Origin of the sequence: Streptomyces herbicida (genome assembly GCF_032656585.1) — a bacterium.
In the GTDB taxonomy this organism is placed as follows: Bacteria; Actinomycetota; Actinomycetes; order Streptomycetales; family Streptomycetaceae; genus Streptomyces; species Streptomyces herbicida.
This window is the reverse complement of record NZ_JAUYWJ010000024.1, coordinates 121,496-146,020: the sequence shown is the minus strand read 5'-3', so window position 1 is coordinate 146,020 and position 24,525 is coordinate 121,496. Positions and strand designations below refer to the sequence as shown.

Below are 24,525 nucleotides of genomic sequence, written 5' to 3'. Positions count from 1 at the left end.
TCTGTCCGCCCACGGCTGATCCGTGACCGTGCCCTGATCTGCGAGGTCTTGGACGGAAGTGCCACGTCGCCGCGACCGCCCGGCGGGCTCAGCGGTCGGTGGTGAGGACCATTCGGAAGCGGGCCCGGCCCTCGTGCATCTTCGCGACCGCGGCCGCGGTTTCCTCCAGCGGTACCTCCTCGACCCAGGCCCGTACGCCGCTCTGGGCGGCGAAGCGCAGGGTGTCCTGGATGTCGACGGCGGCGCCGGAGGCGTGTGAGTAGACCTTGCGGGCGTTGTTCAGGAGCTGGAGGGGGCTGACGTCGAGGCGGTCGGGTGAGACGCCGACCATCACGAGTTCGCCGCGGCGGCCGAGCCCGTCGATGGTGGCGGACATGGCGTCGGCGTTGGTGACGGTGGCGAGGACCACCTTGGCCCCGCCGAGCGACTCCAGGGCCTGGGAGACGTCACCGGCGGTGCTGTCGACGTAGTGGGCGGCGCCGAGCTTGTGCGCCAGGTCCCGCTTCTCCTGGCCACGGGCGATGGCGACCGTGTCGAAGCCCATCTTCTGGGCGAACTGGACGCCCAGGTGACCAAGACCGCCCAGACCCAGAATCGCGACGACATCACCGGGGCGGGCGGCCGTGTTGCGCAGGGCGTTGAAGACGGTCACGCCCGCGCAGGCCAGCGGTGCGGCCTCGACGGCGGTCAGCTGGTCCGGGATCGCCGCGAGGGCGACGGCGGGCACGACGATGGAGTCGGCATAGCCGCCGGGGTAGGCGACGCCTGGGATCGACAGCCGGGGGCACAGGACGGCGTCGCCGTCGCGGCAGGCGTCGCAGTATCCGCAGCTGCCGCCGTACCAGCCCACCGCGACCCGGTCACCGACCTGCCATCCGGCCACTCCCTCGCCCACGGCGTCGATCCGCCCGGCGATCTCGTGACCGGGCGTCACCGGGAACGTGGTCCCGGGCAGCATGCCCGAGCTGATCAGCAGGTCGGAGTGGCACACACCGCACGCCTCGATGGTGATCCGCACGGACCCCGGTCCCGCCTCTCGCGGGGCGACCTCGACCATTTCCGGTGTGCCACCGGGCGTGGCCACCTGCGCGGCGCGCAGCGGGCCGGTGTAGGAAGTGCTGGACGCAGACATGATCTAACCCTTCGTCACGGCGCGGAGCCTGGTGCGGGCCGCCACACGTACCGGCTTCCTCGGCCTCGGGGCTCCTTCGGCCGCGAGCCGGCCCGGGCGGATTTCCGTGGTCTGCACGTCCGACGATAAGCAGCGGGCGGCCCCCTCGCACGCGCGCGTGCGAGGGGGCCGCTCACCCCCGGCGGGTGAGGCAGGCGCGCCACGGCAGCCGAACGATGGACGGGAAGGCCGGGACGGCGCCTGCCCGGGCGCGGCGGCTCGACCGAGGAGGCTCCGTGGACCGGTATCCGCCCATCGCAGAGCACGGAATGGTCGGCGATCTCCAGACGGCGGCCCTGGTGTCGTCCGGTGGAACCGTGGACTGGTGGTGCACACCGCGCTTCGACTCGCCCAGTGTCTTCGCCTCGCTCCTGGACAGCGAGCGCGGCGGTCACTGCCATCTCGCCGTCGACCTCCCGGAGGGGAACGGACTGACGGTGCGGCAGCTGTACCTGCCCGACACGGCGATCCTGGTCACCCGGTTCATGGCACCCGGAGGCGTCGGCGAGGTGGCCGACCTGATGACGCCGATCGAGTCCACGGCACCGACGGACCGGCACCGTCTGGTCAGGATCGCGCGCGTCGTCCGCGGCAGCCTGCCCTTCAGCTTCACCTGCCGGCCGCGCTTCGACTACGGACGTGCTCCGCACACGCTCACCCTGGACGACGACCGCGGCGCGGTCTTCCGCGGCCCGGGCACCGACCTGCATCTCCAGTCCACCACCGGGGTCGCCCTCCGGGCCGACGGGGACGACATCACCGCCCACTTCACCCTGTCGGCGGGGGAGGCGGCCGCCATGGTGCTGACCAGCACCGTGAGCGGCGGCAGCGTCCCGCCCCGGCCGTCCCTGGGCGGCATCGTCGACGAGGTCGAGGCCTGCCGGGCCTTCTGGCTGTCGTGGCTGCGGGCGTGCACGTACCGCGGACGCTGGCGCGACATGGTGAACCGCTCGGCGATCACGCTCAAACTGCTCACGTACGCGCCCACGGGGGCGCCCATCGCCGCGGCCACCATGGGGCTGCCCGAGCAGGTCGGCGGTGAACGCAACTGGGACTACCGCTACACCTGGGTCCGGGACGCCTCGCTCTCCGTACGGTCCCTGATCGACCTCGGCTTCGAGGAGGAGGCACAGGCCTTCCGCCGCTGGCTGCGCGACCGTATCGAAGCAGGCGGCACCGCCTCCGGCGATCCCCTGCAGATCATGTACCGGGTGGACGGCGACCCCCATCTGACCGAGGAGACCCTCGACCACCTGGAGGGCTACATGGGCTCCCGGCCGGTGCGGGCCGGCAACGCGGCGGCCGACCAGCTGCAGCTCGACATCTACGGCGAGGCCTCCGACGCCCTGGTGATCGGCCGGGACATGGGGGCGATCCGCGGCTGGCGGGCCATCAGCCGGGTGATGGACTGGCTCGCCGACAACTGGGACCGGCCCGATGAGGGCATCTGGGAAACCCGGGGCGGCCGACAGGACTTCACCTACAGCCGGCTGATGACCTGGGTCGCGTTCGACCGCTGCATCCACGCGGCCATCGCCACATCCCGCCCGGCCGACGTCCAACGCTGGACCGAGGCGCGCGACGAGGTCTTCGAGCAGATCGTGGAACGCGGCTGGCACGAGAAGCGGCAGGCCTTCGTGCAGCACTACGACACCGACGTGCTGGACGCCTCGCTCCTGCTCATGCCCCGGGTCGGCTTCATCTCCCCGCGGGATCCGGCCTGGCTCACCACCCTCGACGCCATGGGCGAGGAGCTGGTGAGCGACAGCCTGGTCTACCGCTACAACCCCGCCGCCTCGCCCGACGGGCTGCGGGGCTCCGAGGGGACCTTCAACCTGTGCAGCTTCTTCTACGTCGAGGCCCTGGCCCGGGCCGGCCGGCTCGCCCAGGCCCGGTACGCCTTCGACAAGATGCTCACCTACGCCAACCATGTCGGCCTGTTCGCGGAGGAGATCGGCCCCTCGGGCGAACAACTCGGCAACTTCCCGCAGGCGTTCACCCACCTCGCGCTGGTCACCGCCGCGATGGCGCTGGACGAGCAGCTGAGCGAGGCGGAGACACGGCCGGGAAGCCGTGACGACCTTCCGGTGGCGCAGGGCTTCGCGGTGCCGGTTGCGCCCACGGGCGGAGGTGGTACCGGTGGATGACACGGACCGGGCGAAACAGGCCTCGCCGGGGCAGCGCATTCTCGCCCCGCTGGCGCTGGCCCAGTTCATCTGCAGTTTCGCCGGCTCCAACATGAACGTGATGATCAACGACATCAGCAAGGACCTGGGCACCACCGTGCAGGGCGTGCAGGTGGCCATCACGATCTTCCTGCTGGTCATGGCGGCACTGATGATCCCCGGCGGCAAGCTGACCGACCGCTACGGCCGCAAGCGGTGCCTCCTGGTGGGCCTCGTCGTGTACGGGATCGGGGCACTGCTGAGCGCGGCCGCGCCGGGGCTGGGTGTCCTGATCCTCGGCAACTCGATCCTGGAGGGCGTCGGCACCGCCCTGCTCATCCCGCCCGTCTACATCCTCACCACGCTCCTCTACCCGGACCTGACCTCCCGTGCCCGCGCGTTCGGGGTGATCATGGCGCTGGGCGGCATCGGGGCGGCCGCCGGCCCGCTGATCGGCGGGCTCATCACCACGGGGATCAGCTGGCGGGCGGCCTTCGTGTTCCAGGCACTGGTCATCGTGGTGATCGTCGTCCTCAGCCGCCATATCAAGGACCCGCTGCCGCCCGACCCGACCCGGCCCTTCGACACCGGCGGGGCGGTGCTCTCCGCCGTGGGCCTGGTCCTGATCGTCATGGGCATCCTGGCCGCGGACAACAGCGTGTGGCTGATGCTGGGCCTGCTGGTCCTCGGCGCGCTCGTGCTGTGGTGGTTCTTCCGCTCCGTACGGGCCAAGGAGGAGGCGGGCGAGGAGCCGCTGCTGTCGCTGTCCCTGTTCCGCAACCGCACTTCCGACCTCGGGCTCGTCACCCAGAACGTCCAGTGGCTGCTGCTGATGGGCTCGTCGTTCACGGTGGCCGCCTACCTCCAGGTCGTCCGCGGCTACGACGCCATCCAGACCGGGGTCATCTTCACGGCGGCCACGCTCGGGCTGCTGGTCACGTCGCTGGCCGCCGAGCGCCTCGCGAAGCGGCGCCCGCAGCGGACGCTCATCATGACCGGCTTCGTCACCACCCTCGCCGGCATCGCCGTACTGATCGCCCTGGCCGGCAGCCTCACCAGCGCGTGGGCCTTCGCCCCCGGACTCCTCCTGATCGGCCTCGGCCTGGGCCTGATGCTGACGCCGTCGGTGAACGTCGTCCAGTCGAGCTTCCCCGAGGAGCAGCAGGGCGAGATCTCCGGTCTGTCCCGCAGCGTCTCCAACCTCGGCTCCTCCTTCGGCACGGCCATCGCCGGCACGATCCTGGTCTCCGGACTCACCAGCGGCGCCTACGCCGCCGCGATGATCGCCCTCGGGGTGGCCGGACTGGGCGGCCTCGCGGCGGCGGCCCTCCTGCCCAGGCCTCCCGACGCGCACGGCCCAGGAGGCCTGAAGGTCGCACCACCACGGGACACCACACCACCACGAAGCCGCGGGTGACGGCCGGGTCGCCGCGGGCCGCCGGGACGACGGTGGCTTCGACTCGCGGGACGCGGCACAAAAGGACAGACCCGGGTCGGTGACCCGGGCCTTCCTCTCGCAGCGGTGCTCGGCTACTTCGTGGCCGTCACCTGCAGGGGTGCGAGGTCCGGGCTCGGGATGGAGCGAGTGGTGGTCCCGGACAGTGGCTGGGCGGCGGGGGACACCGGCGCGACCCCCTTGTAGTACGGCGTGTAGACGTAGTGCGTGCCCACGCCGATGGCCGCGCCGATCTTGGGGATGAGGGAGGCGTCGACCGACGACGTCCCGCCGAAGACGGCCACGTGGTGCAGGCTCGACGACATCCACATCAGGTACCGCTTGGTGTCGTACGGCAGCGAGGTGGTGTCGGTCCACAGCAGCGGACCGTAGGTGGCCATCGCCGACGACGCGGAGACGCCGCCGCGCCAGCTGTTCGAGGCGGCCACCGCGGCGTCCGACGGCAGCGACCACCAGAACTGGGCGAGGCTCCTGGCGTTGGACTGCGGCGTGCCGCCCGCGACCCGGTAGTAGCGGTACGAGCTGGGCCAGTGCGGCATCTTGCGGGCCTGGTACGCCTTGGCCAGCGCCGACTCGGAGTCGGTCCCCACCGTGATGATTTTCGTCGTGCTCGGGCTGAACCTGTCCAGGTAGCCGTAGACCGACGAGGTCATGGTCGACCCCTCGGTCAGCAGGACGACCGCGGTCCCGGAACCGCCCAGGGAACCGGCGGCGGAGCTCGCCGCGAGGGCGTTGTGGTAGTCGGTGCCGGTCGCCAGGAAGATGTACTTCGGCGCGCTGGTGATCGCCTTGGCCACGGCCACCGAGGTGGAGTAGCGCGAGGTGCCGTACAGCCGCTTGGCGACGTAGCCGAGCGAGGTCACCTTGGAGGCCACCGAGCTGCTCAGCACCTTGGTGCCGCCGATCAGATAGACCGTCTTGCCCTTCGGCAGCGTGCGCTTGAGCTCGGTCTGCACCGAGGAGTCCAGAGCCGTGCCGGAAGTCATCAGCACCGGCCCGCGCTTCTTGCCGCCCAGTGAGGCCGCGGTGGTGGCGTAGGCCGAGTCGGACTTGCTGATGAGCACGGCCGAGTTGGCGTTCGTCAGACCGGGCGTGCTGGTGCCGACCTTGTTCCAGGTCCACTTGGACGCGGCGATGTTGGTGTCGTAGGTGTCGGCGCCCCAGATGCGGGAGATCGCGTTGTTCCGGATCGGCTGCCAGGCCACGTCCGTGCCGTCGGCCATGGGGACGCGCGTCTCCGTGCCGGTGCCGAGGTCGTGGATCCACACCTGCGGACCGCTGGGGCCGGTGTCCGCGCTGCCGGTGAAGTAGACGTCGTACGCGATCCGGTCGCCCTGCGGCGACCAGGCGGGCCGGTTGTGGTCGGTGGCGTCGGTGGTGAGCCGGGTCAGCCCGGTGCCGTCGGTCTTGACCGAGAAGAGCTGCTTGTGACCGTCGACGGACCGGGTGAACGCGACCGACTGTCCGTCGGGGGACATGCTCGGCTCACGCGCGTCGTCGGCCAGCTTCTTGAACGCCCCGGTGCGGCCGTTGTAGACCCAGACGGCCGGGGTGCCCGCGGCCCCGCAGCTGGTCCCCGTCCGGACGAAGGCGAGCATGCCGTTGACGGCGCCGCTCGGCTTCGAGTCGCAGCCGTCGACGTCGGTACCGAACAGCGCCTTGGGCGTGCGGGTGCCGTCGGCTGCGGTCACCCGGAGCCGGCCGGCGGCCGTGAAGACGATGTCCCCGCCGCCGTACCAGAAGGTCGGGTCGGCCGGATGCCAGCCGCTGCCCGAGGGCATGTTGATGTCGTTGCCGGTGGTCTCCGAGTCGGCCCAGGCCGTGCGGACCTGGTCGCCGTTCACGAACGCGATCTGGCTGCCGTCGGCGGACCAGGCGCCCTGCGATCCGGACGTGCTGAAGCTGTTCGACGAGGTCCCGTCGGTGTTGATCAGGTTCATCCAGCCGCCGCCGTCCGTGTACAGCAGCTTCCCGTCGGTGGCGGGCCAGCTGCCGGAGTCGGCCGCCGCCGGCCCCGGAACCGTGGCGAGGAGCCCCGCGGCGAGCGCGGTGGCGCCGGTGAGCGACGCAAGTCTGCGGCGCGTGCGCGTATTCAATGTGCCCCCACAAGTGAATGGAAGGCTGCCGGACCTCTCCCCCGAGGTGAATGGGCGGCATCGACGAGCCGTCCGCGCGGCAGCGGCGAAACATTAGTGCCAGGCCGTGGCGGGTGCGAAGGCGGGGTCGCCCGATTCACGGGGCGGCTGAATCGGCGCGATGCGGCGAGGAGACAGCGTGCGGCCCGGCACATACAGCGTCGCCATCCACGGCAGCGGGGCGTCCGGGTCGGCGTCCACCACCGGGGCGGTGAACGCCCCGCTCACCCTGCGGGCCGCCGTGACCTCCTGCCGGAACCGCGCACACGGTGACCGTCGTCGCGAAGCGGGCCGGCTATGCCAACGGGACGATGACGTCCAAGTCGGTGAGGGTGGGATGACCTCGACGTCCACGATGTTCTCCACCCCGTCCGACCCTCGCACGGCGGACTACGTGGAGGGCCGCTTCGGCTGAGTCGCTCGGGCGCGGGCGCTACTTGTGCTTCCCGCTGCCCTTGCCGCTGCTCGTCCCGCTGTTCCCGGCCGTGCTGTCCGTGCCGCCGGAGTTGCTGCCGGACGTGCCGTTGCCGGAGGCGCCGGTGTTGCCCGCCGTGCCGTTACCGGCGTCCGCGGAACCCTGGTGCGACTTGCCGGTGCCCGTCGTCCTGCCCGGCGCGCTCGTCGCCCGCGACAGCTGCTCGGCGCAGTACGAGGCGACCTTGGTCCTGCCGCCGGCGGCCGCGACGAGCCGTTGCCAGGCCGTCGCGTCCAGGGCCTTGCCGTGATCCTGGACCTGCTCGTAGGCCCGGCAGTGCGCTTCGGTGTCCTTGGCGGTGGCGGGGCGGTCCGTCCGCCCGTGGCCACCGGAGGAATTCGACGAGGCGGCACCACCCGGCCGGTCCGGGGCGACTGCCGACGGGTGCGCGGTCCCCCGGCCGGTACCGGCACCGTCCGTGGACGAGCCGACGGAGCCGATGGCCGCGACCGCGACACCGCCCAGGGTGAGGCTGGCGAACACCGCTCCGAACGTGATCCTCAGGGGGCGCCGGGCACGCCGTTCCTCGGGCAGCCGCCAGTCGTCCCGGCGCCGGGTACGGGCCCGGTGCGTGCCCCCGGCGCGGACGGCCCGGAAGGCGGCCAGGGCTCGCTGCTCGGCCTCGGGCTCGAGGACGTCCGCGCGGATGGCGGCGGCCAGCACCGATTCCAGCGTGGCGGAGTCGTACGCGTCCCACGACTCGGAGACGGCGCCGCCAGGGTGCACACGTCGACGGCCCGGAACTCCGTCGCCGCTCAGCCGTTCACCCATGTGCGTTTCCGTTCCTGTCCGACAGGTTTCGATCGTTCTGCGTACCGGGCCTGATGCCTGTCCGCTCGCCCGCTGTCGCCTTCGTTGTCATTTCGACTCCCCCAGCGTCCAGGCGGCCTCATCCGTCACACCCTCCACCGCCTCGCTGCCGACGCCCAGCTGGCGGGCTAGGCGTTTGAGGCCCCGGTGGGCGGCCGTGCGCACCGCTCCCGGGCGCTTGCCGAGCACGCGTGCGCTGGCGGGGCCGTCCAGACCGACGACGACCCGCAGGAGAACGGCTTCGGCCTGGTCCCGCGGCAGCCCCTGGACCAGTTCGAGGGCCCACTCGGTGGAGAGGGACTCCAGGGCCTGCTCGGACGTGCTGTGCCGGTCCGGCAGGTCGAGTACGTCCTGTTCGGTGCCGCCCGACCGGGGCCGTACCCGCTGTCGCCGCAGATGGTCCAGCGCCCGGTGCCGGGCGATCGTCGCGGTCCAGCCGCGGAACCCGGCGCCGTCGCCCTTGAAGCGTCCGATGTCGCGGGATATCTCCAGCCAGGCGTCGGAGGCCACGTCCTCCGCGTCGTCACCGACGAGACCGCGCAGATAGCCCAGCAGGCCCGGCTGCACGATCCGGTAGACGACCGTGAAAGCGGTCTCGTCACCGTCCTGGGCCCGCGCGACTGCCGCGCCCAGCTCCCCGTCGCGCTCCTGCGCGCGGCGGGGTTGGCGTACCTGGCCCAAGGCTGTCCTCGTTTGCACCGGTCCGTAGCGATTCCGCATCATCCGCCGCGCTCCGGTCGCATCGACGGCCCTATGGAGACCAGCGTCCGCCGTCACAGAAGTGTCACCACGCCTCAGGCGCCCCGCACGCCCGCACCGGACTTGAGGTGTTTTGCCCGTAACTGCACGGCCGAGGTGTAACAGTTCCGGCCGAGCGCGCTCTTTCCATGCGGACGACCTTGTCGGGTCGGCCAGGACAGGGGTACGGCTCGTGCAGTGGACGGACGAAAGCGGTGGAGCGTACGGCAGTGATCCGTACGGCGGCATCGGATACACGCATGCCCGCGGTCACGAGGGCGTCCGCACCACGATGCCTCCGGAGGCCGGCGAGTCGGCGCGGCCGGTCTTCGTCGATGCCTCGGGGCGCCGCCAGCGCCGCGCGCTCCGCGCCGCCCGGCTGCTGGTCATCCCGGCCGGCGGATACGTCGCCCTGCTGATCGGCGCGCTGCTGGGCGGCCCCAGCATCAGCTCTCCGTTCGTCCCGCAGTCGGACGCGCACCCGGACACGCCCCGGACGACCGCACCCGACCCCGCGTCCGCCACCGGACACTCCAAGGACAGTGCGACCGCCGCGGCGCGGAAGAACGCCGGCTCCGCGGCGCGGCAGACCCCCGGCCGGCCGGCAGCCTCGACCGCCCCCGCGGCCACCGCCGCCCCTTCCACCACCAACACCTCCTCGTCCCGGCCCGGCTCCAAGGCCAACCCCGCCTCCAAGGGACGCGCGCTCGGCTCGTCCCACAAGCCCGTGAAGTGATCCAAGGCCCTGACGTGACCGACCGAGGACGCCACAACGTTTCTGCTCACCGCCGCAGCCGCCGGATCACACCCCGCGCCCACTGGCTGCTGCTCAGCGTGCTCGTGGTGACTCTGTCCACGGCCCTTCTGCTGCAGGGTTACACCCACCACATGTTCGGGATCACGTCGGACGACGTGACCGGCCCCCGAGGCCGGAGCGAAACGGTGCCCGGCAGGGTGACCCACGGCGGCCCCGTGATCGCGAACGCCGCCACCTCCGCGCACACCGCCCGGATGAAGGCCGGCACCGTCGCCCTCACCTTCGACGACGGCCCCGATCCCGTCTGGACTCCGCGCATCCTGGACGTGCTGCGCCGCAACCATGTGCACGCGACTTTCTTCGTCGTCGGCACGGAGGTAGTGGACCACCCGGAGCTGGTCCGACGGATCGTCGCCGAGGGCCACCAGATCGGCATCCACACGTTCACGCATCCCGACCTGGCCCGGCTCGCCCCGTGGCAGCGCTCCCTGGAACTGCGCGAGACGCAACTGGCGGTGGCCGGTGCCGCCGGGGTCACCACCGCGCTGCTGAGACCGCCGTACTCATCGAAGAACGATGCGCTGGACGACGCCGACTGGTCCGTCCTCCAGCAGGCCGACGAGGCGGGCTATGTCACCGTGCTCTCCACCCAGGACGCCGAGGACTGGCAGCGGCCCGGAGCGGGCCGCATCCTCGCCAACGCGACCCCGCACGGCCACGCCGGGCAGGTCGTGCTGATGCACGACGGCGGCGGTGACCGGTCGCAGACCGTCGCGGCGCTCGGCGCCCTGATCCCACGGCTCAAGGCACAGGGCTTCCGTTTCGCGACGGTCGGCGCCGCGGTCGGCATGGCCGGACCCGTCCAGCCCGCCGGACTCGGCGACCGGTTGCAGGGCATGGCCCTCATCAAGGCGCTGCAGGCCGGCGACTGGGCCGTCTGGCTGCTGGGCGTGCTGATGTGCGTGGCCGGGGCGATCAGCGTGCTGCGCGCGGCGGTCGTGCTGGTCGCGGCCCGTCGGCACCGGCGGCTGAGGGCCAAGGGCGGCGGCCGGTCCTGGGGGCCGCCGGTGACCGAGCCGGTCAGTGTCATCGTCCCCGCCTACAACGAGAGCGCCGGGATCGAGGCGGCCGTACGCTCCCTGCTCGCCTCGGACCATCCGGTCGAGATCATCGTGGTCGACGACGGTTCGACCGACGGCACCGCCGACCTGGTGGAGTCGCTCCGCCTGCCGGTGCGGGTGATCCGCCAGCGGAACGCGGGCAAGCCGGCCGCACTCAACACCGGGCTCGCCGCCGCCTCCTTCGACCTGGTGGTCATGGTCGACGGCGACACGGTCTTCGAATCCGACACCGTCCGGACCCTCGTGCAGCCCTTCGCCGACCCCCGCGTGGGCGCCGTCTCGGGCAACGCCAAGGTCGTCAACCGCGGCGGCATGCTGGGCCGTTGGCAGCACATCGAGTACGTGGTCGGGTTCAACCTCGACCGCCGCCTGTTCGACCTCGCCGAATGCATGCCGACCGTACCCGGCGCCGTCGGCGCGTTCCGCCGCCGCGCGCTGCTCGGCCTCGGCGGCGTCAGCGACGTCACGCTCGCCGAGGACACCGACCTCACCATGGCGCTGTGCCGCGCCGGCTGGCGCGTGGTGTACGAGGAGGACGCGAGGGCCTGGACCGAGGCACCCGCGTCACTGAACGCCCTGTGGCGCCAGCGGTACCGCTGGTGCTACGGCACCCTCCAGGCGATGTGGAAGCACCGCGGCGCGCTCGTGCAGCGCGGCGCCGCCGGCAAACTGGGCCGCCGGGGCCTGGTCTATCTACTGCTCTTCCAGGTTCTGGTGCCGCTGCTCGCACCCGCCGTGGACGTCTTCGTCCTGTACGGCCTGCTCTTCCTCGACCCGGTTCCGATCATCGGGTTCTGGCTCGGCTTCCTGCTGCTGCAACTGCTGATGGGCCTGTACGCGTTCCGCCTGGACGGAGAACCCCCGAGGCCGCTGTGGAGCCTGCCGCTGCAGCAGTTCGTGTACCGCCAGCTGATGTACCTCGTGGTGATCCAGTCCGTCTTCACCGCCGTGTCCGGCTCACGGCTGCGCTGGCAGCGCATGGAGCGGTACGGAAGCTTGCAGGCCCCGGTGGGCACAGAGGCTCACCGGAGCGGTCTCACCCCGGAGGAGCCCGGTTTTGCGCAGCCGGTGCCGTACGGCGGCTACGCACAGCCGGCGCCGTACGCCGGCCATCCGCAGCCCGCACCGCACGACACCACCCAGTGGTACTGAAGGGACAGTGATCCGAGCCCATGAGCGGACACCGGCGACGACCGCCGCAGCGCTCCAACGCCGGCCACCGGGCCGCGGGTGAGCACGCGACGTCACGCGGCGCCCGGAGAAGGGCGCCCCAGAAGAAACGTTGGCTCGACTACCCGCGCCGCAGCAGGACGGGCCTGCGCCGCTGGCTGCCGTCGGTGCGCCAGGTGCTGGCGCTCTTCCTGCTCTTCTTCGGCGGCACCGCGGCGCTCGTCGGCTATGCCTACGCCACGGTCACCATCCCCGACCCCAACCCCACGACACTGCTGCAGAACAACGTCTACTACTGGTCGGACGGCACGGTCCTGGCGACCGACGGCAGCGTCAACCGCCAGAACGTCACCCTCGCGCAGGTGCCCGCGGCGGTGCAGTGGGACTTCATCGCCGCGGAGAACGCCTCCTTCTACACCGACCCGGGCATCGATCCGCAGGGCATCCTCCGCGCCGTCGTCCACATGGCCGGGGGCGGCTCCGTCCAGTCCGGTTCGACGATCACCCAGCAGTTCGTGAAGAACACCTACCTGGATCAGTCGCAGACGGTCTCGCGCAAGTTCAAGGAGCTGCTGATCTCCACCAAGATCGGCGCCTCCATGACCAAGCAGCAGATCCTCCAGGGGTATCTGAACAGCTGCTACTTCGGCCGTCAGGCCAACGGCATCCAGGCCGCGGCCCGCGTGTACTACAACCTCCCGGTGGAGAAGCTCGACGTGAGCCAGGGAGCCTTCCTGGCCGCGGCGGTCAACGAGCCGAGCCTCTTCCAGCACGCGGACTCCGATCCCGTGGCGAAACGGCAGGCGGAGGCACGCTGGTCCTGGGTGCTCGACCGGATGGTGGACACCGGCAGGCTGACAACGGCGCAGCGGGCACGGTACGCGGCCGCCGGATTCCCGATGCCCAGGAAGTGGGCGCCGGGCTCGGGGCTCACCGGCCAGACCGGCTATCTGGTCCAGCTGGCCAGGGCGTATGTCCAGCAGCACGACCCGACCGTCACCGACGGCAGCCTGAGCCGGGGCGGCTACCAGATCCACACCACCTTCGACCGGAAGAAGACGGCCGCACTGGAGCGCTCCGTCGCACGGACACGCCGGCAACGCCTCGACCCCGCCCACCGGTCGGTCGACCGGGACGTCCAGGTCGGTGCCGCATCGGTGGAACCCAGGACCGGCAGGATCCTCGCCGTGTACGGCGGCCCCGGCTTCGACCACTCCCACTTCTCGGACAACGCCGACACCTCCGGTGTCCCGGTGGGCTCGACGTTCAAGCCCGTCGTCCTTGCCGCCGCACTCCAGCACGGAGCAGTACTGCGACCCGGCACGTCCCCGGAGCCGATCACCCCGGCCAGCAAGTTCAACGGTGACGACGGCATCAAGATCAAGGACCAGCAGGGCAACTACATCACCGACGACAAAGACCCCACCGGCCTTCTCCACCAGCGCAACGACACTCCCGACCACTGGGGATACATCTCGTTGCGCAAGGCGATGGAGCAGTCGGTCAACACGCCGTACGTGCAACTGGGAGAGGACGTCGGCCACGAGAACGTGGCGAGCACGGCGCAGGCCCTGGGTCTGCGCCCGGCCAGCCTCGCGGCTCCCAGCGCCGGCTTCTACATCGGCACCTCGACACCGAGCGCCATTCGCATGGCGGGCGTCTATGCGACCTTCGCCGCCTCCGGTGAGCAGGCCGCCCCGTACTCGGTGACCAAGGTGACCCACAACGGCTCGGTCCTGCACGGCTTCACCGCCCCCGCCCCCGCACGGGCCCTGCCCACGGCAGTCGCCGACAACGTGACCGACGTACTCCGGGGCGTCGTGGCCCGTGGCACGGGCACCCGGGCCCAGGCTCTCGGCAGGACCGTGGCGGGCAAGACCGGAACCACCGACGACTACCGCTCGGCCTGGTTCATCGGCTACACCCCCCAACTCGCCACCTCCGTCGTCCTCTTCCGAGAGGACCCGAAACACCCGCAGCTGCTGTCCATGGCAGGCGTCGGCGGCCTGGAGAAGGTGTTCGGCGGGGACATCCCCACCGAGATCTGGACCCAGTACATGCACGAGGCCCTCACCGGCCTGCCCGACACGCCCTTCCCCGTTCCGGCCCCCCTCGGCCGCGGCACCGACGAGCCCGGCGCTGCCAAGCCGTCCCCGTCCGACCGCCACGACCACCAGGGTGACGAGAACGGCGGCAAGAAGGGGAGGCCCACGGCAGGCGCCACATCGGACGCCCCGCAACGACCCAAGTGCCATGGGCACCGGTGCCGTTGACGGCCCGGCGCGGTGGAACGGCCAGGACGGGGCGGGCAAGCTCGTCCCGACGGCGGGTGGAGAAGGGCGAGTCGAAGGACCAGGCCGTGTTCGAGACGATCGGCCAGGTGCTGGACTCGACGATCATGCCGCCCGCGAATGCCTCCGCTCTCCACAAGGCGGTCGAGGGGATTCCCGGCGTGACCGAGATCCCCGACGCCGTCGACGCCGCCGGCCGCCACGGCATCGGCATCGAGCGCGAGGACGCCTCCTCCGCGATCCGCAACGAGTGGATCTCCGACAAGGACACGCTCGCCCACCTCGCCGGCACAGCAGCGCGGGGGCCGCACTCCAGCTCCGGGCCGCACTCCAGCGCGTGGCCGCACTCCAGCGCGGGACCGCACTCCGGCGCAGGAACGCACTCCCGCGGCCGTCGCGAACGGCGAGAGCTAGGATCCCGGTCATGGCCCTGACCATGAACGACGTGGACCGGTTCGAGGCCTCCAGGCCCCGCCTGGAGGCCATCGCCTACCGCCTCCTCGGCTCCGCGAGCGAGGCCGAGGACGCCGTGCAGGAGACGTTCCTGCGCTGGCAGGGCGCCGACGTCGACCGCGTCGAGGTCCCCGAGGCGTGGCTGACGAAGGTGCTCACCAACCTGTGCCTCAACCAGCTCACCTCGGCCCGCGCGCGGCGGGAGACCTATGTGGGCCAATGGCTCCCCGAGCCGCTGCTCGCCGGAGACCCGATGCTCGGTCCGGCCGACACCGCCGAACAGCGCGAATCGGTCTCGTACGCGGTCCTCGCCCTGCTGGAGCGCCTCACCCCGAACGAGCGGGCGGTGTATGTGCTGCGGGAGGCCTTCGACTACCCGCACCGGGAGATCGCCGCGATCCTCGACCTCACCGAGGCCGCCAGCCAGCAGATCTTCCACCGCGCCAAGAAGCACGTCGCGGACGGCAAGGCCCGCACCGAGATCGACGAGGCCGCCGCCCGGCGGATCGTGGACGAGTTCCTCGCGGCAGCCACCAGCGGCCGGACCGAGCCGCTCGTACGGCTGCTCACCCAGGACGCCGTCTCCATCGGCGACGGCGGCGGGAAGGTCCCGGCCCGCGCCAAGGCGTTCGAAGGCGCGCTTGCGGTGGCCAAGTTCATGCGGGGCCTGTTCAAGCCCAGCAAGGCCAAGCGCGACCTGGCCGGCGGATCGCCCGAGGTCTACGCCACGACCGCCAACGGCGACCCCGCCGTGGTGGCGGTCCTCGGCGGCCGGGTCATCGGCGTCATGTGCCTGGAGATCACCCCCGAGGGCATCGCCGGGTTCCGCAACCAGGTCAACCCCGACAAGCTCGAGCGCGCGACCCGGCGCTGGGCGGCCGCCGACCACGGCGAGCCCCTGCTCAACGCCTTCTGACCCCGATGTGAGGTGCTTCACAACACGCATCTGTCAGGAAACGGCGGGCCGCCCGGTTCAGGAGGCGAATCCGCCCAAGACAGGAGCACGTCCATGCAGCACCGCATCATCGTCCTCGGAGCCGGATACACCGGAGCCACCGCCGCCGGGCGCCTCGCCAAGCGGCTGCACCGCGATGACGTCGCCATCACCCTCGTCAACGCGGAGCCCGACTTCGTCGAGCGCGTCCGGATGCACCAGCTCGCCACCGGCCAGGACCTCAAGCCCCGGCCCTTCAGCGAGATGTTCGCGGACACCGGCGTCGAACTGAAGACGGCGAAGGTCACCGGCGTCGACGCCGACCGCAGGACCGTCGCCGTCAGCGACGCCAACGGCGCCGAGGAACTGGAGTACGACACCCTCGTGTACGCCCTCGGCAGCGGCTGGAACGACCAGGCCGTCCCCGGCACCGCCGAGCACGCCCACGAGATCGCCGGCCGTCCCGGAGCGCTCCGGCTGCGCGAGCGCCTGGCCCGTCTGGACGCCGGAGCGCCCGTGGTCGTGGTCGGCGGCGGCCTCACCGGCCTGGAGGCCGCGACCGAGATCGCCGAGGCCCGCCCGGACCTCGACGTCGCCCTCGCCGCCCGCGGCGGCCTCGGCGACTGGCTCTCGCCCAAGGGTCGCCGGCACCTGCACAAGGTCTTCGACCGGCTCGGCATCACCGTGCACGAGCACGCCGCCGCCACCGCCGTCGAGGCCGACCGCGTCACCATCGCCGACGGCACGTCCATCCCGGCCGCGGTCACCGTGTGGACCACGGGCTTCGCCGTCCACCCGATCGCGAAGGCCACCACCCTGGAGGTCACCGACACGGGCCGGATCGTGGTCGACGGGACCATGCGCTCGGTCTCTCACCCCGACGTGTACGCCATCGGCGACGCGGCCCTGGTGGCGGGCCCCGGCGACAAGCCGCTGCGGATGTCGTGCGCCTCGGGCGTGCCCACCGCGTGGCAGGCCGCCGACGCCATCGCGGCGCGGCTGACCGGCGGGAAGCTCCCGAAGGTGCCGCTGCGCTACTTCAACCAGTGCATCTCGCTGGGGCGCAAGGAAGGCCTGATCCAGTACGTCACCGCCGACGACCGCGCCGTCCGGGCGGCCCTGACGGGACGCCTCGCCGCCGTCTACAAGGAGCTGGTCTGCAAGGGCGCGGCCTGGGGCGTCGCCAACCCGACCCTCATGCCGACCCGGCGCCGCCGTGTCGTACGGCAGCCGGTCCAGGCGGTCTCGGCGGTCGAGGCGACGGCCTGAGGCGCACGGCGAAACTGCTTCAGGAGAACAGCAGGCGCCAGGTCAGCGGTCCGGGGTGGCCGTCGGCGTCACCGCGCAGTTCCTTGCGTGACTTCTGGAAGTCCCGCACGTTCAGCCGGTCCGCCTCGCCCCAGTTCCTGCTCGGGCCGACCTTGTAGTGGTCGCCGAAGCCGCGCTTCACCAACTGCCTGCCGAGCTGCAGGACGTAGTCGTTCGAGGCCCCCTCGACGAAGTACTTGCGTCCCGGGAACGCGGGGACCTTCGGTTTGGTGGGTGTGGTCGGCTCCGGGGTGTCGTCGTCCAGGTCCAGGTCGGCCTTCGCGTCCTTGATCAGCCGGGAGAAGTCGATCGCTCCCGGGTCGCCATGGTCGTTCTCGGGCACGTGCATGTGCCCGCAGACGCCCTTGAAGTCCGTCCACCGGGCGCCCGTCATCCGCTGCCCGCCGCCCTTCCCGAACGATGTCGGGTACGCGGGCCACGCCTTCGGACCGGACAGCGGTACGCCGTGTTCCTCGTGCATCCAGGCCAGGAAGCGGGCGACACCCTGCAGGGCCCAGTCGGGCGCGTCCGGCCAGTTGATGTGCGCCCGTCCGGCGCCCTGCCACTTCGAGTGGGTCTTCGGATCGCACGTACCGACCAGCTCGACCTGGCACACGTTCAGGGTGTTCGTCTCGACGCCGCCCCGCAGATTGACCAGCGCCCGGGAGGAGGTCTCCACGTCGAAGTGCTGATACCACTTCAGCTTCCTGGCGGCGAGATCGGGGACCGCCGTCAGATTCGGCGCGCTGGCTCCGCCGTCGTAACCGGGCAGATCGGTGCTCTCCGTGGTGTGCAGGACGACGACGTTGACCTCCATCGGGTCCCCGCCGAAGTCGTCCTGATACCAGTTCGCCCGGCTCGCGCCGGGGTAACGCTGCGGTCCCGTCTTGGTGCTCATCACGGACTCCTGAGGTGAGTGTGTCGACCCGGGGGGAACAGGGCCGCCGGAGCAAGGGGCTCGCCGTCCGCGGATGCCGCGCCAGGCGCGCCGGGCCGGACGGAGAACGGGTGCTCGGCATGTCGGACGAGACGGGGCGGCCGTCTTCGACGAGCGGACGATCGAGCGGCGACCGACGCTGCCGGGGCCCCGGTTCAAGGGAGACATTGCCCTTCAGTAATTCGACGGGGCCGAGCACGCCGAATCGCATCGCGTGTCCGTGACGTGAGTTCAACTGGCGGGCCACCCCCGTTGCTCCGCTGTGGTCCGAATGCTGTCCGCGTCGGCCCATGACGATGCTCCTGCGAAGTGTGCCCTCCGCCCGGTCCGGAATGTGCGGGAATCCGACATCAAGGGTGCGTTCGACCGCGACCGGGCCGGGCGGGCCGGCCGGCCGAGAGGCAGCGGCGGCGAGCGCCTGAAAGAGAGTCGATTCCGGGCAACGGCCCGGCAATTACCGCGCGGCAAGCCGGAGTTGCGCGATCGGCCGACCGCCGGACGGACCTCGTTCCTCGGCGCGGTCGCCGATTCGGACGCCGAGATTCCACAAGGAACCCATGCGTAAATCGACGTCGGTTGCCGTCGGCGCCGTGATGGCATTCGCTGGTACCGCGACGGTGGTCAGCGGTTACGACACCGGCGGGCGCGTCTTCGGCACGCGCAGCGTCGCGACGATGCCGGCATGGTCGGACGGCCACAGCCCCGACGGCGTACGGTCGCTCTGCTCGTTCCCGACCAGGTGGATGTTCTTCACCTCGAAGTCGCCGCGGAACAGGACCAGATCAACGGCGAGAGATCGCCCACATCCAAGCAAGCACCCCCAAAAGAAAAATGACCAACGAGCTTGGCGATCAGGTCTTTCACCGCGTTGGTCGAACCCGAATTACATAGACGAGTGCATATAGAAATTTGATGAGTCCGGCGGAACGGGTACGGCCCCCGCCCCGAGCCCGGCCGTCAGGCGTCGAAGCGGCGGCGGGCGGTCTCGATGTGACCGAGGTACCGATGGGTCCAGTCGCACATTGCGTCGACGGTCGCGCGCAGGGCTCGGCCCGGCTCCGTGAGGGTGTACTCGACCCGCGGCGGCACGGTGGGGTGCACGCACCGCTCGACCAGCCCGTTGCGCTCCAGCATGCGCAGGTTCTGGGTGAGCATCTTGTGGCTGATGCCCTCGATCTCGTTGCGCAACTCGGTGAAGCGCAGGGTGCGTTCACCCACCGTTTCGATGATCAGAAGCGCCCACTTATTGGCGACGTCCGAGAAGATCTCCCGCGCCAGCGAGTCCGCGCGCGTCAGGTCTGCTTCGTCCTTGGGCGAGCCCTTGAACTGCTTGGTCACCACGAGGTTCCCCAGTCACCGAAAAGTGCGTTCTTCCATGTCAGCAGTCACTTTCCTACGGTTCCCCAGTAACCACAAGAGACCACGAGCGTCTTTGACGACAAGGAGGCAGGCAGTATGGCCATTACTCTGCTGAACCCCAGCGAATTGCCCAAGATCGACGTCTATCGGCAGGTGTCGATCGCATCCGGGTCGAAACTGGTCTTCATCGCCGGGCAGGTCGCCTGGGACGCCGAGGGGACCACGGTCGGGAAAGGCGACCTCGCCGCGCAGGTCGAGCGGTGCTACGTCAACATAGGCACGGCTCTGGCCGAAGCCGGCGGTTCCTTCGACGACGTGGCAAAGCTGACCGTCTACGTCGTCGACTGGACCCCCGACAAGATGCCCCTGCTCCTGGAGGGAATCTCCCGGGCAGCCGTGAAGCTGGGGGCCACCCCGGTCCCGCCGGCCACGTTGCTGGGCGTAGCGGCCCTGGACGTCCCCGACCACCTGGTCGAGATCGAAGCGACCGCGGTCCTCGACTGAACAGCTGCCGCAACGGCGAACTCGACCTGGCGCGGTTGTGGTGCAGCGGTGAGCCGGAATGCGGCCGAGGGGCGCGAGAGACCTGCCGGCGCCGGCCGCGCACCGAGCACGGCACCGCCGCGGGAGGGGGCGGCTGACTCCGGAGGGCTGCTTACGACATGACAGCGCTCGCGAGGGAGCGCAAGCTGGGAGGAGCGCAGGGGTGACTGGATGTTGCATCGCTCCTGCCCAAAACGTTCGCCGAGTTCGTCGGCGCCGAGAGAAGAAAGCTCGCTCATGCCGCAATCCATGCGCGCGCTCGTAGCCGCAGAGGTCGGCGAGCCGAAGGATGTCCTGCGGCTGGAATCCCGGCCGGTTCCCACGGCAGAAGCCGGCCAGGCGCTGATCCGTGTGAAGGCGACTCCGATTCACGCCAGCGATCTGCACGTGTTGCGTGGCCGCTACGGTTTCTCCCCCGATTTCCCCACTGTCGGGGGGCACATGGAATGCGTGGGTCGTATTGAGGCCCTGGGTCCGGATACCGAGGGACTGAAGATCGGCGAGCGCGTGGTGGTCGTTGCTGTCCCGGCGGTACCCGGGCCGCGTGTGGCCGGCACCTGGCAGGAATACCTTGTTGCCGATACACACAGGCTCCTTCCGGTCCCCCATCTTCTGAGCGACTCCAGCGCGTGTCAACTCGCTGTCAACCCGTTGACCGCGCTGCTCCTGGTGACTCGCGTACTCGACGTACAGCCGGGTGAATGGCTGTTGCAGACGGCCGCGGGCTCCACCGTCGGACGGCTCGTCATTCAGCTGGCCAGGCATCTGGGTATGCGCACGATCAATGTGGTGCGGCGGCGCGCTGCCGTTGAGGAGATCGAGGCGCTTGGTGGCGACGACGTCATTTGCACTGAGGACGAGGACCTGTTGCAGCGTGTGGCCGAGATTGCAGGACCGGCCGGCGTGCGCAAGGCCATCGACTGTGTCGCGGGCGACGTGGGCGCCCAGGTGTCCCAGGCATTGGCTCCGGCAGGAGAGGTCGTGGTCTACGGCGCGCTCTCCACCCATCGGCAGACTGCCCCGGCAGCGCTGACGATCCCGCTGCAAGCACGCTCGGTCATCTACGAGACCAAAGTGGTCCGTGGTTTCTGGCTGAACCGCTGGTTCGGCACTGCCTCACCTGCGGATGCGCTGCGCGCGCTGTCCGAGGTTCGCAGTCTCGTCGCTGACGAAGTGCTGAGCATCCCCCAAGGCCGGCCTTTCCCGCTCGAACGCTTCACTGAAGCCATCTCGTTCGCCGAAGCACCCGCTCATGGCGGCAAACCACTCTTCGTCTTCGAAGACGGCCGGGACGAAGACGACGAGTAGGACGCGGTATGTGGATTGCGGTCCTCGCAACGTGGGGTGGCTTTGCCGTTCGACGGCCAAAGCGCAGAGGGCGGACAGCGCAGCGGCAAGGGTGACCTCTGCTCGCATGCCCACCGAGCGGCGTCGTCGCGAAGGCACACCTCGACGGCGTGCACCGCTCTCCTGAATCTCACGGCTGGGCCGGCGGTATCAGCCCGGTTCAGCCGGCGTCCGGGGAGCCGCGGAACGCCCCGGCCAACACGGGGACCAGCCACCGCTCGATCTGCTCAGGGGGCTCGGCGGCCAGTTCGGTGCCCAGGGGCGCCAACACGAGCCAGTTCAGCAGGCCGGCCGCGCAGCGGATGCGGAAGTCCAGCTCCCGCTCGTCGGCCCCGGGAATCTCCGCCGGACGATGTGTCCCCCCGGGACTGCTGGAACTTCGCTGTCAGCCGGCCCCAGCCCTCAGGGGGGTCGATCCCGACGTGAGCCACCGTCCGCATGACCGCCTGGCACGGATGTGGCACGACCACCTGCTGGGTCGGCCGAGCTTCAACAAAGCTAGTAGCGGAAGCTGGCCTGAGCGCCTCTCACGTGGATGAGGAAGTCGTCGATCGGCTCGTTACCGTCGGCCGGCACCAAAGCCAGGTGCGAGCGTCCACCGCTCTCAGGGCTTGCTCAACCCTTGGTGAGTCGGGCTCCTCTGCCTCTATCGAGTGAGTCCACTCCTCAAGGATTGAGCGAGCGTCCTCCCATGCTGGCGTCCGGGTGAAGCGGCAGCGAAACCAAGGCTGGTCGATCCCGTCGAGCGTGAGTGCTCCGAGCAGAGTGTGCCCCTGCACGAGTTGCCAAGATCGATCGGTCATTGGTCCTCACCTCAAGAGCGATGCGTCGGCACAGTAGCGTGCCGACGCATCTGCTCGTGTGACCTTCTGATCCATAGGATCGGGCATTCCGTTCTGACAAGCGCTGACTGTCGCCTGCTCCGGTCGCCCAAGTTAACGATCACGGGCTTCCGTGTGCAGTCGTTGCCGTCAGTACTGCCGTCAACGCCAAGCACGATCGCCTCGCTGAGCTCTGCCACAACCCACTCACAGCCGCGCCACTCAGGCGCTCCTGAGATCGCGGCGAGGTTCCCCCGCCGGCATCAGGCCCTGCTGTGCCCTCTACTCACCCATAGTCTCTGTTCTGCCCCAAATCGGGTACAGGCTGGTTAGGGTAATCAGATGCGACGTTTACGGGGGTGTGCCGCTGCCTACTCCTCCTTGCCGCTGAACCACTCATGGCCTGTGATCAGTCCGATGATCTGCACAAGGCGAAGCGTCCAGAAGATCCCCGTAAGTGCGGACCCCATCACCGGCTTACAAGCCTTGACGGCCCGCGATCCAGCACGCTGCACCTTCGCTCGCGAGCCTTCCTTCCGTTCGAATGCCATTGGTGCACTCCCGTCACCGTCGCATCACCGCGGGCTGACACCCTTGGTGGAAGTCCTCTTCGACTTATCTGTATGCTCACGGGATTTTGACTCTGGAGCAATGCCACAGAATTGCAGCGGAATAATGCCCGTACGGCATAGGGGGAACTAGATGCCCGGAGTTGACTTTCGACAATTGCAATACTTCATCACTGTGGCAACATGCGGATCTTACGTCGAAGCAGCTCGACGGCTATACATGACACAACCGGCCCTATGGCGCCAAGTTAAGTCGCTCGAAAAGGAACTTGGAGTTCCGCTATTTGAGCGCGCCGGAAACAGGGTTTTCCTCACGACAGAGGGAGCCGTACTACTGAAACACGCGCAAGAAGCACTTCAGTCGGTAGATCGGTTCACATCGATGGCCGACAACCTAAGCAACAACTTGACAGGCGTGGTCCGATTTGGATGCTTCCCTGTCCATATCGACTATTTCTTAGCCCCTCTAATCGGCCGCTTCTTGACGGAAAACAAGCGAGTCAAAATGGAATTTTCCGGACTAGAAGAAGGGCGCAGGGCAGACGTCGCAAGGAATCTCTATGAAGAATTACGAGAAGGCCGAATAGACATTTCGATGGCCCCGGGACCAAGAGTGGACTTCGACGGTTTCAAGGTCTACCGAGTGCACATCGTCGCCCTGTTCCCGAAGGGTCATCCGCACTACGGATCTAAAGAGATACCCATCCGCAACCTGGCTGGAGAACCGCTGCTCACCACTCCCCGAGGCTATTTCACGAGAATGGAGCTAGAACGTGGCGCAACTAAGGCAGGTTTTCACTTAACGGTCACCGTTGAGAGCCCCAATTTGCGAGCCCTGCTCGCCCTTGGAAAGAACCGCGTAGGTGTTCCTGTTGTCGCGGAAGACAATGTTCCAATCGGTGACGACTACAGAGGGAGTGTAGTCGTTTCGCCGGATGGGCCGATTTTTACGGACGTGTGGCTCCACTGGCGCAAGCAGAGTTTGCCCACGCCAGCCTCACTCCTCACGGAATTAATCAGAGCTGAGGCCCAGCGATTTCAGTAACGCTGAGTCGCGCAGCCAGGGAGCAAATCACAAGTTCGCGCTGGCCGGCTTGTCAACGAACCAGGTCACTTTCCCGCCCTGCAACTCAATCTCCCTCGCGACTCTGGCCACTGGAAGATTGGAGATTTCTCCTTCACTTAGCGCCTTGCCAAGTGCGTCCGATTTTCCTGCACCAGACACAAGAATGTGGCATGCCTTGACACCTCCCATCGCCTTCAGTGTCAGAGTCGCACGCTGCGGCGGCGGCTTCGGCGAGTTATAGACACTCGCAACAAGCCTACCTGTCTCTTCGATCTCGTCGAGTCCAGGAAAGAGCGAGAGAGTGTGTCCATCTTCGCCCATACCGAGCCACAGGAGATCTAGCCTGGGAATTTCAGGAGATGCCTGAGGAAGGTCACGGATGAGTACCTCGTAATGGTCAGCCGCTTCTTGAGCAGATACGTCCCCCGCAGGCTTTAGCAAATTTTCATCAGCGAGGGGAAGGTGACGAAGCAGATCCCGTTCGGCCTGCCCCCAATTGGATTCACTATCGTCCAGAGCGACGCAGCGTTCATCACCCATACCAATATTGACACGTGACCAATCAACCGCATCGGCTTGGCCGGCGATCAGTTTGTAGGCGGCCCCAGGAGTCCTGCCGCCGGTGAGGATCCACGTCACGTTTTCATTCTCGTCCAGTCCTTCTTTGATCATCTGAAGTGCCCTCTGCGCTGCAGCTTTTGCCAGGGCCGTTGAGTCGTCAAAGGTCAGCAGTTCCATGATTCCTCCAGAGTGTTGGCTGATTTCTCCTCGCGCACATGGTAGCGAGCCGTGCGTTCAACCGCATCGGCACTTTAGGCAGAGTCTCTATGCTCCGGAGGCATAAGCTGGGACAGTCATAGGCTGATCCTGTGATGCTCTAGGTCAGGATAACGTTTCTT

General features: G+C 69.1%; 21 protein-coding genes and 1 pseudogene. 14 read left to right on the top strand and 8 right to left on the bottom strand.

The features are described from left to right. Positions 1-88: 88 nt before the first annotated feature. Positions 89-1,132, bottom strand: a complete 1,044-nt coding sequence (locus Q8A52_RS38715) for an alcohol dehydrogenase catalytic domain-containing protein (RefSeq protein ID WP_408649329.1) — start codon at positions 1,130-1,132, stop codon at positions 89-91. A 275-nt stretch (positions 1,133-1,407) separates the two neighbouring features. Between Q8A52_RS38715 and Q8A52_RS38710 the strand changes: the two genes are divergently transcribed. Further along, the gene (locus Q8A52_RS38710) at positions 1,408-3,318 is read left to right on the top strand and encodes a glycoside hydrolase family 15 protein (protein WP_316760518.1); all 1,911 of its coding nucleotides are present in this window, start codon (positions 1,408-1,410) and stop codon (positions 3,316-3,318) included. Beyond that, on the top strand, positions 3,311-4,753 hold the full coding sequence (locus Q8A52_RS38705) for an MFS transporter (RefSeq protein WP_316760515.1): 1,443 nt from the start codon (positions 3,311-3,313) through the stop codon (positions 4,751-4,753). The genes Q8A52_RS38710 and Q8A52_RS38705 overlap by 8 nt, the downstream gene beginning before the upstream one ends. Before the next feature lie 113 nt (positions 4,754-4,866). Here Q8A52_RS38705 and Q8A52_RS38700 read toward each other — a convergent pair whose 3' ends face one another. Continuing rightward, the gene (locus Q8A52_RS38700) at positions 4,867-6,888 is read right to left on the bottom strand and encodes a cell wall-binding repeat-containing protein (protein ID WP_316760513.1); all 2,022 of its coding nucleotides are present in this window, start codon (positions 6,886-6,888) and stop codon (positions 4,867-4,869) included. Positions 6,889-7,066: 178 nt separating this feature from the next. Here Q8A52_RS38700 and Q8A52_RS38695 point away from each other — a divergent pair, with 178 nt between their 5' ends. Beyond that, complete coding sequence (locus tag Q8A52_RS38695) at positions 7,067-7,342, top strand: hypothetical protein (protein WP_316760576.1); 276 nt, start codon at positions 7,067-7,069, stop codon at positions 7,340-7,342. An 18-nt stretch (positions 7,343-7,360) separates the two neighbouring features. Here Q8A52_RS38695 and Q8A52_RS38690 read toward each other — a convergent pair whose 3' ends face one another. Continuing rightward, a complete protein-coding gene (locus Q8A52_RS38690) occupies positions 7,361-8,173 on the bottom strand; it encodes a hypothetical protein (protein WP_316760511.1) in 813 nt (270 codons plus the stop codon). An 87-nt stretch (positions 8,174-8,260) separates the two neighbouring features. Continuing rightward, positions 8,261-8,893, bottom strand: a complete 633-nt coding sequence (locus Q8A52_RS38685) for an RNA polymerase sigma factor (protein WP_316760509.1) — start codon at positions 8,891-8,893, stop codon at positions 8,261-8,263. Between the two features lie 250 nt (positions 8,894-9,143). Between Q8A52_RS38685 and Q8A52_RS38680 the strand changes: the two genes are divergently transcribed. From Q8A52_RS38680 to Q8A52_RS38655, 6 genes are all read left to right on the top strand, one after another. After that, positions 9,144-9,686 (top strand): hypothetical protein, encoded by a 543-nt coding sequence (locus Q8A52_RS38680; RefSeq protein ID WP_316760507.1) that lies wholly within the window; start codon positions 9,144-9,146, stop codon positions 9,684-9,686. A 14-nt stretch (positions 9,687-9,700) separates the two neighbouring features. Further along, positions 9,701-11,980, top strand: a complete 2,280-nt coding sequence (locus tag Q8A52_RS38675; RefSeq protein ID WP_316760505.1) for a bifunctional polysaccharide deacetylase/glycosyltransferase family 2 protein — start codon at positions 9,701-9,703, stop codon at positions 11,978-11,980. A 20-nt stretch (positions 11,981-12,000) separates the two neighbouring features. Further along, positions 12,001-14,271: a transglycosylase domain-containing protein gene (locus tag Q8A52_RS38670; RefSeq protein WP_316760502.1), complete on the top strand. Its 2,271-nt coding sequence runs from the start codon at positions 12,001-12,003 to the stop codon at positions 14,269-14,271. A gap of 86 nt (positions 14,272-14,357) precedes the next feature. Continuing rightward, positions 14,358-14,723: a hypothetical protein gene (locus tag Q8A52_RS38665; protein WP_316760500.1), complete on the top strand. Its 366-nt coding sequence runs from the start codon at positions 14,358-14,360 to the stop codon at positions 14,721-14,723. After that, positions 14,714-15,658: an RNA polymerase sigma factor SigJ gene (gene sigJ, locus Q8A52_RS38660; protein ID WP_316760499.1), complete on the top strand. Its 945-nt coding sequence runs from the start codon at positions 14,714-14,716 to the stop codon at positions 15,656-15,658. Before Q8A52_RS38665 ends, sigJ begins: the two co-directional genes overlap by 10 nt. Positions 15,659-15,751: 93 nt before the next feature. Further along, positions 15,752-16,945: an NAD(P)/FAD-dependent oxidoreductase gene (locus Q8A52_RS38655; protein ID WP_316760496.1), complete on the top strand. Its 1,194-nt coding sequence runs from the start codon at positions 15,752-15,754 to the stop codon at positions 16,943-16,945. 19 nt (positions 16,946-16,964) lie between these two features. On the opposite strand, the gene Q8A52_RS38650 is transcribed toward Q8A52_RS38655, so the two are convergent. After that, positions 16,965-17,882, bottom strand: coding sequence for a peptidoglycan-binding protein (locus Q8A52_RS38650; RefSeq protein WP_316760494.1), 918 nt, complete (start codon positions 17,880-17,882; stop codon positions 16,965-16,967). A gap of 373 nt (positions 17,883-18,255) precedes the next feature. Here Q8A52_RS38650 and Q8A52_RS38645 point away from each other — a divergent pair, with 373 nt between their 5' ends. Beyond that, positions 18,256-18,486, top strand: coding sequence for a hypothetical protein (locus Q8A52_RS38645; RefSeq protein ID WP_316760492.1), 231 nt, complete (start codon positions 18,256-18,258; stop codon positions 18,484-18,486). A gap of 63 nt (positions 18,487-18,549) precedes the next feature. Here Q8A52_RS38645 and Q8A52_RS38640 read toward each other — a convergent pair whose 3' ends face one another. Continuing rightward, positions 18,550-18,675 (bottom strand): hypothetical protein, encoded by a 126-nt coding sequence (locus Q8A52_RS38640; RefSeq protein WP_316760489.1) that lies wholly within the window; start codon positions 18,673-18,675, stop codon positions 18,550-18,552. A gap of 203 nt (positions 18,676-18,878) precedes the next feature. Continuing rightward, positions 18,879-19,262, bottom strand: coding sequence for a winged helix-turn-helix transcriptional regulator (locus tag Q8A52_RS38635; RefSeq protein ID WP_316760486.1), 384 nt, complete (start codon positions 19,260-19,262; stop codon positions 18,879-18,881). 114 nt (positions 19,263-19,376) lie between these two features. Here Q8A52_RS38635 and Q8A52_RS38630 point away from each other — a divergent pair, with 114 nt between their 5' ends. The 4 genes and pseudogenes from Q8A52_RS38630 to Q8A52_RS38620 all read left to right on the top strand — a co-directional run bounded on the left by Q8A52_RS38630 (position 19,377) and on the right by Q8A52_RS38620 (position 23,605). Continuing rightward, entirely contained in the window at positions 19,377-19,784 is a 408-nt protein-coding gene (locus tag Q8A52_RS38630) for a RidA family protein (RefSeq protein ID WP_316760483.1), read from the top strand. A 276-nt stretch (positions 19,785-20,060) separates the two neighbouring features. Then, entirely contained in the window at positions 20,061-21,131 is a 1,071-nt protein-coding gene (locus tag Q8A52_RS38625; RefSeq protein ID WP_316760481.1) for a zinc-dependent alcohol dehydrogenase family protein, read from the top strand. A 1,562-nt stretch (positions 21,132-22,693) separates the two neighbouring features. Continuing rightward, a pseudogene (locus Q8A52_RS49305) lies at positions 22,694-22,873 on the top strand (helix-turn-helix domain-containing protein); the annotation flags it as partial. A gap of 69 nt (positions 22,874-22,942) precedes the next feature. Beyond that, the gene (locus Q8A52_RS38620) at positions 22,943-23,605 is read left to right on the top strand and encodes a LysR family transcriptional regulator substrate-binding protein (protein ID WP_316760479.1); all 663 of its coding nucleotides are present in this window, start codon (positions 22,943-22,945) and stop codon (positions 23,603-23,605) included. A gap of 27 nt (positions 23,606-23,632) precedes the next feature. On the opposite strand, the gene pgl is transcribed toward Q8A52_RS38620, so the two are convergent. Then, the gene (gene pgl, locus Q8A52_RS38615) at positions 23,633-24,364 is read right to left on the bottom strand and encodes a 6-phosphogluconolactonase (protein ID WP_316760477.1); all 732 of its coding nucleotides are present in this window, start codon (positions 24,362-24,364) and stop codon (positions 23,633-23,635) included. Positions 24,365-24,525 lie beyond the last annotated feature (161 nt).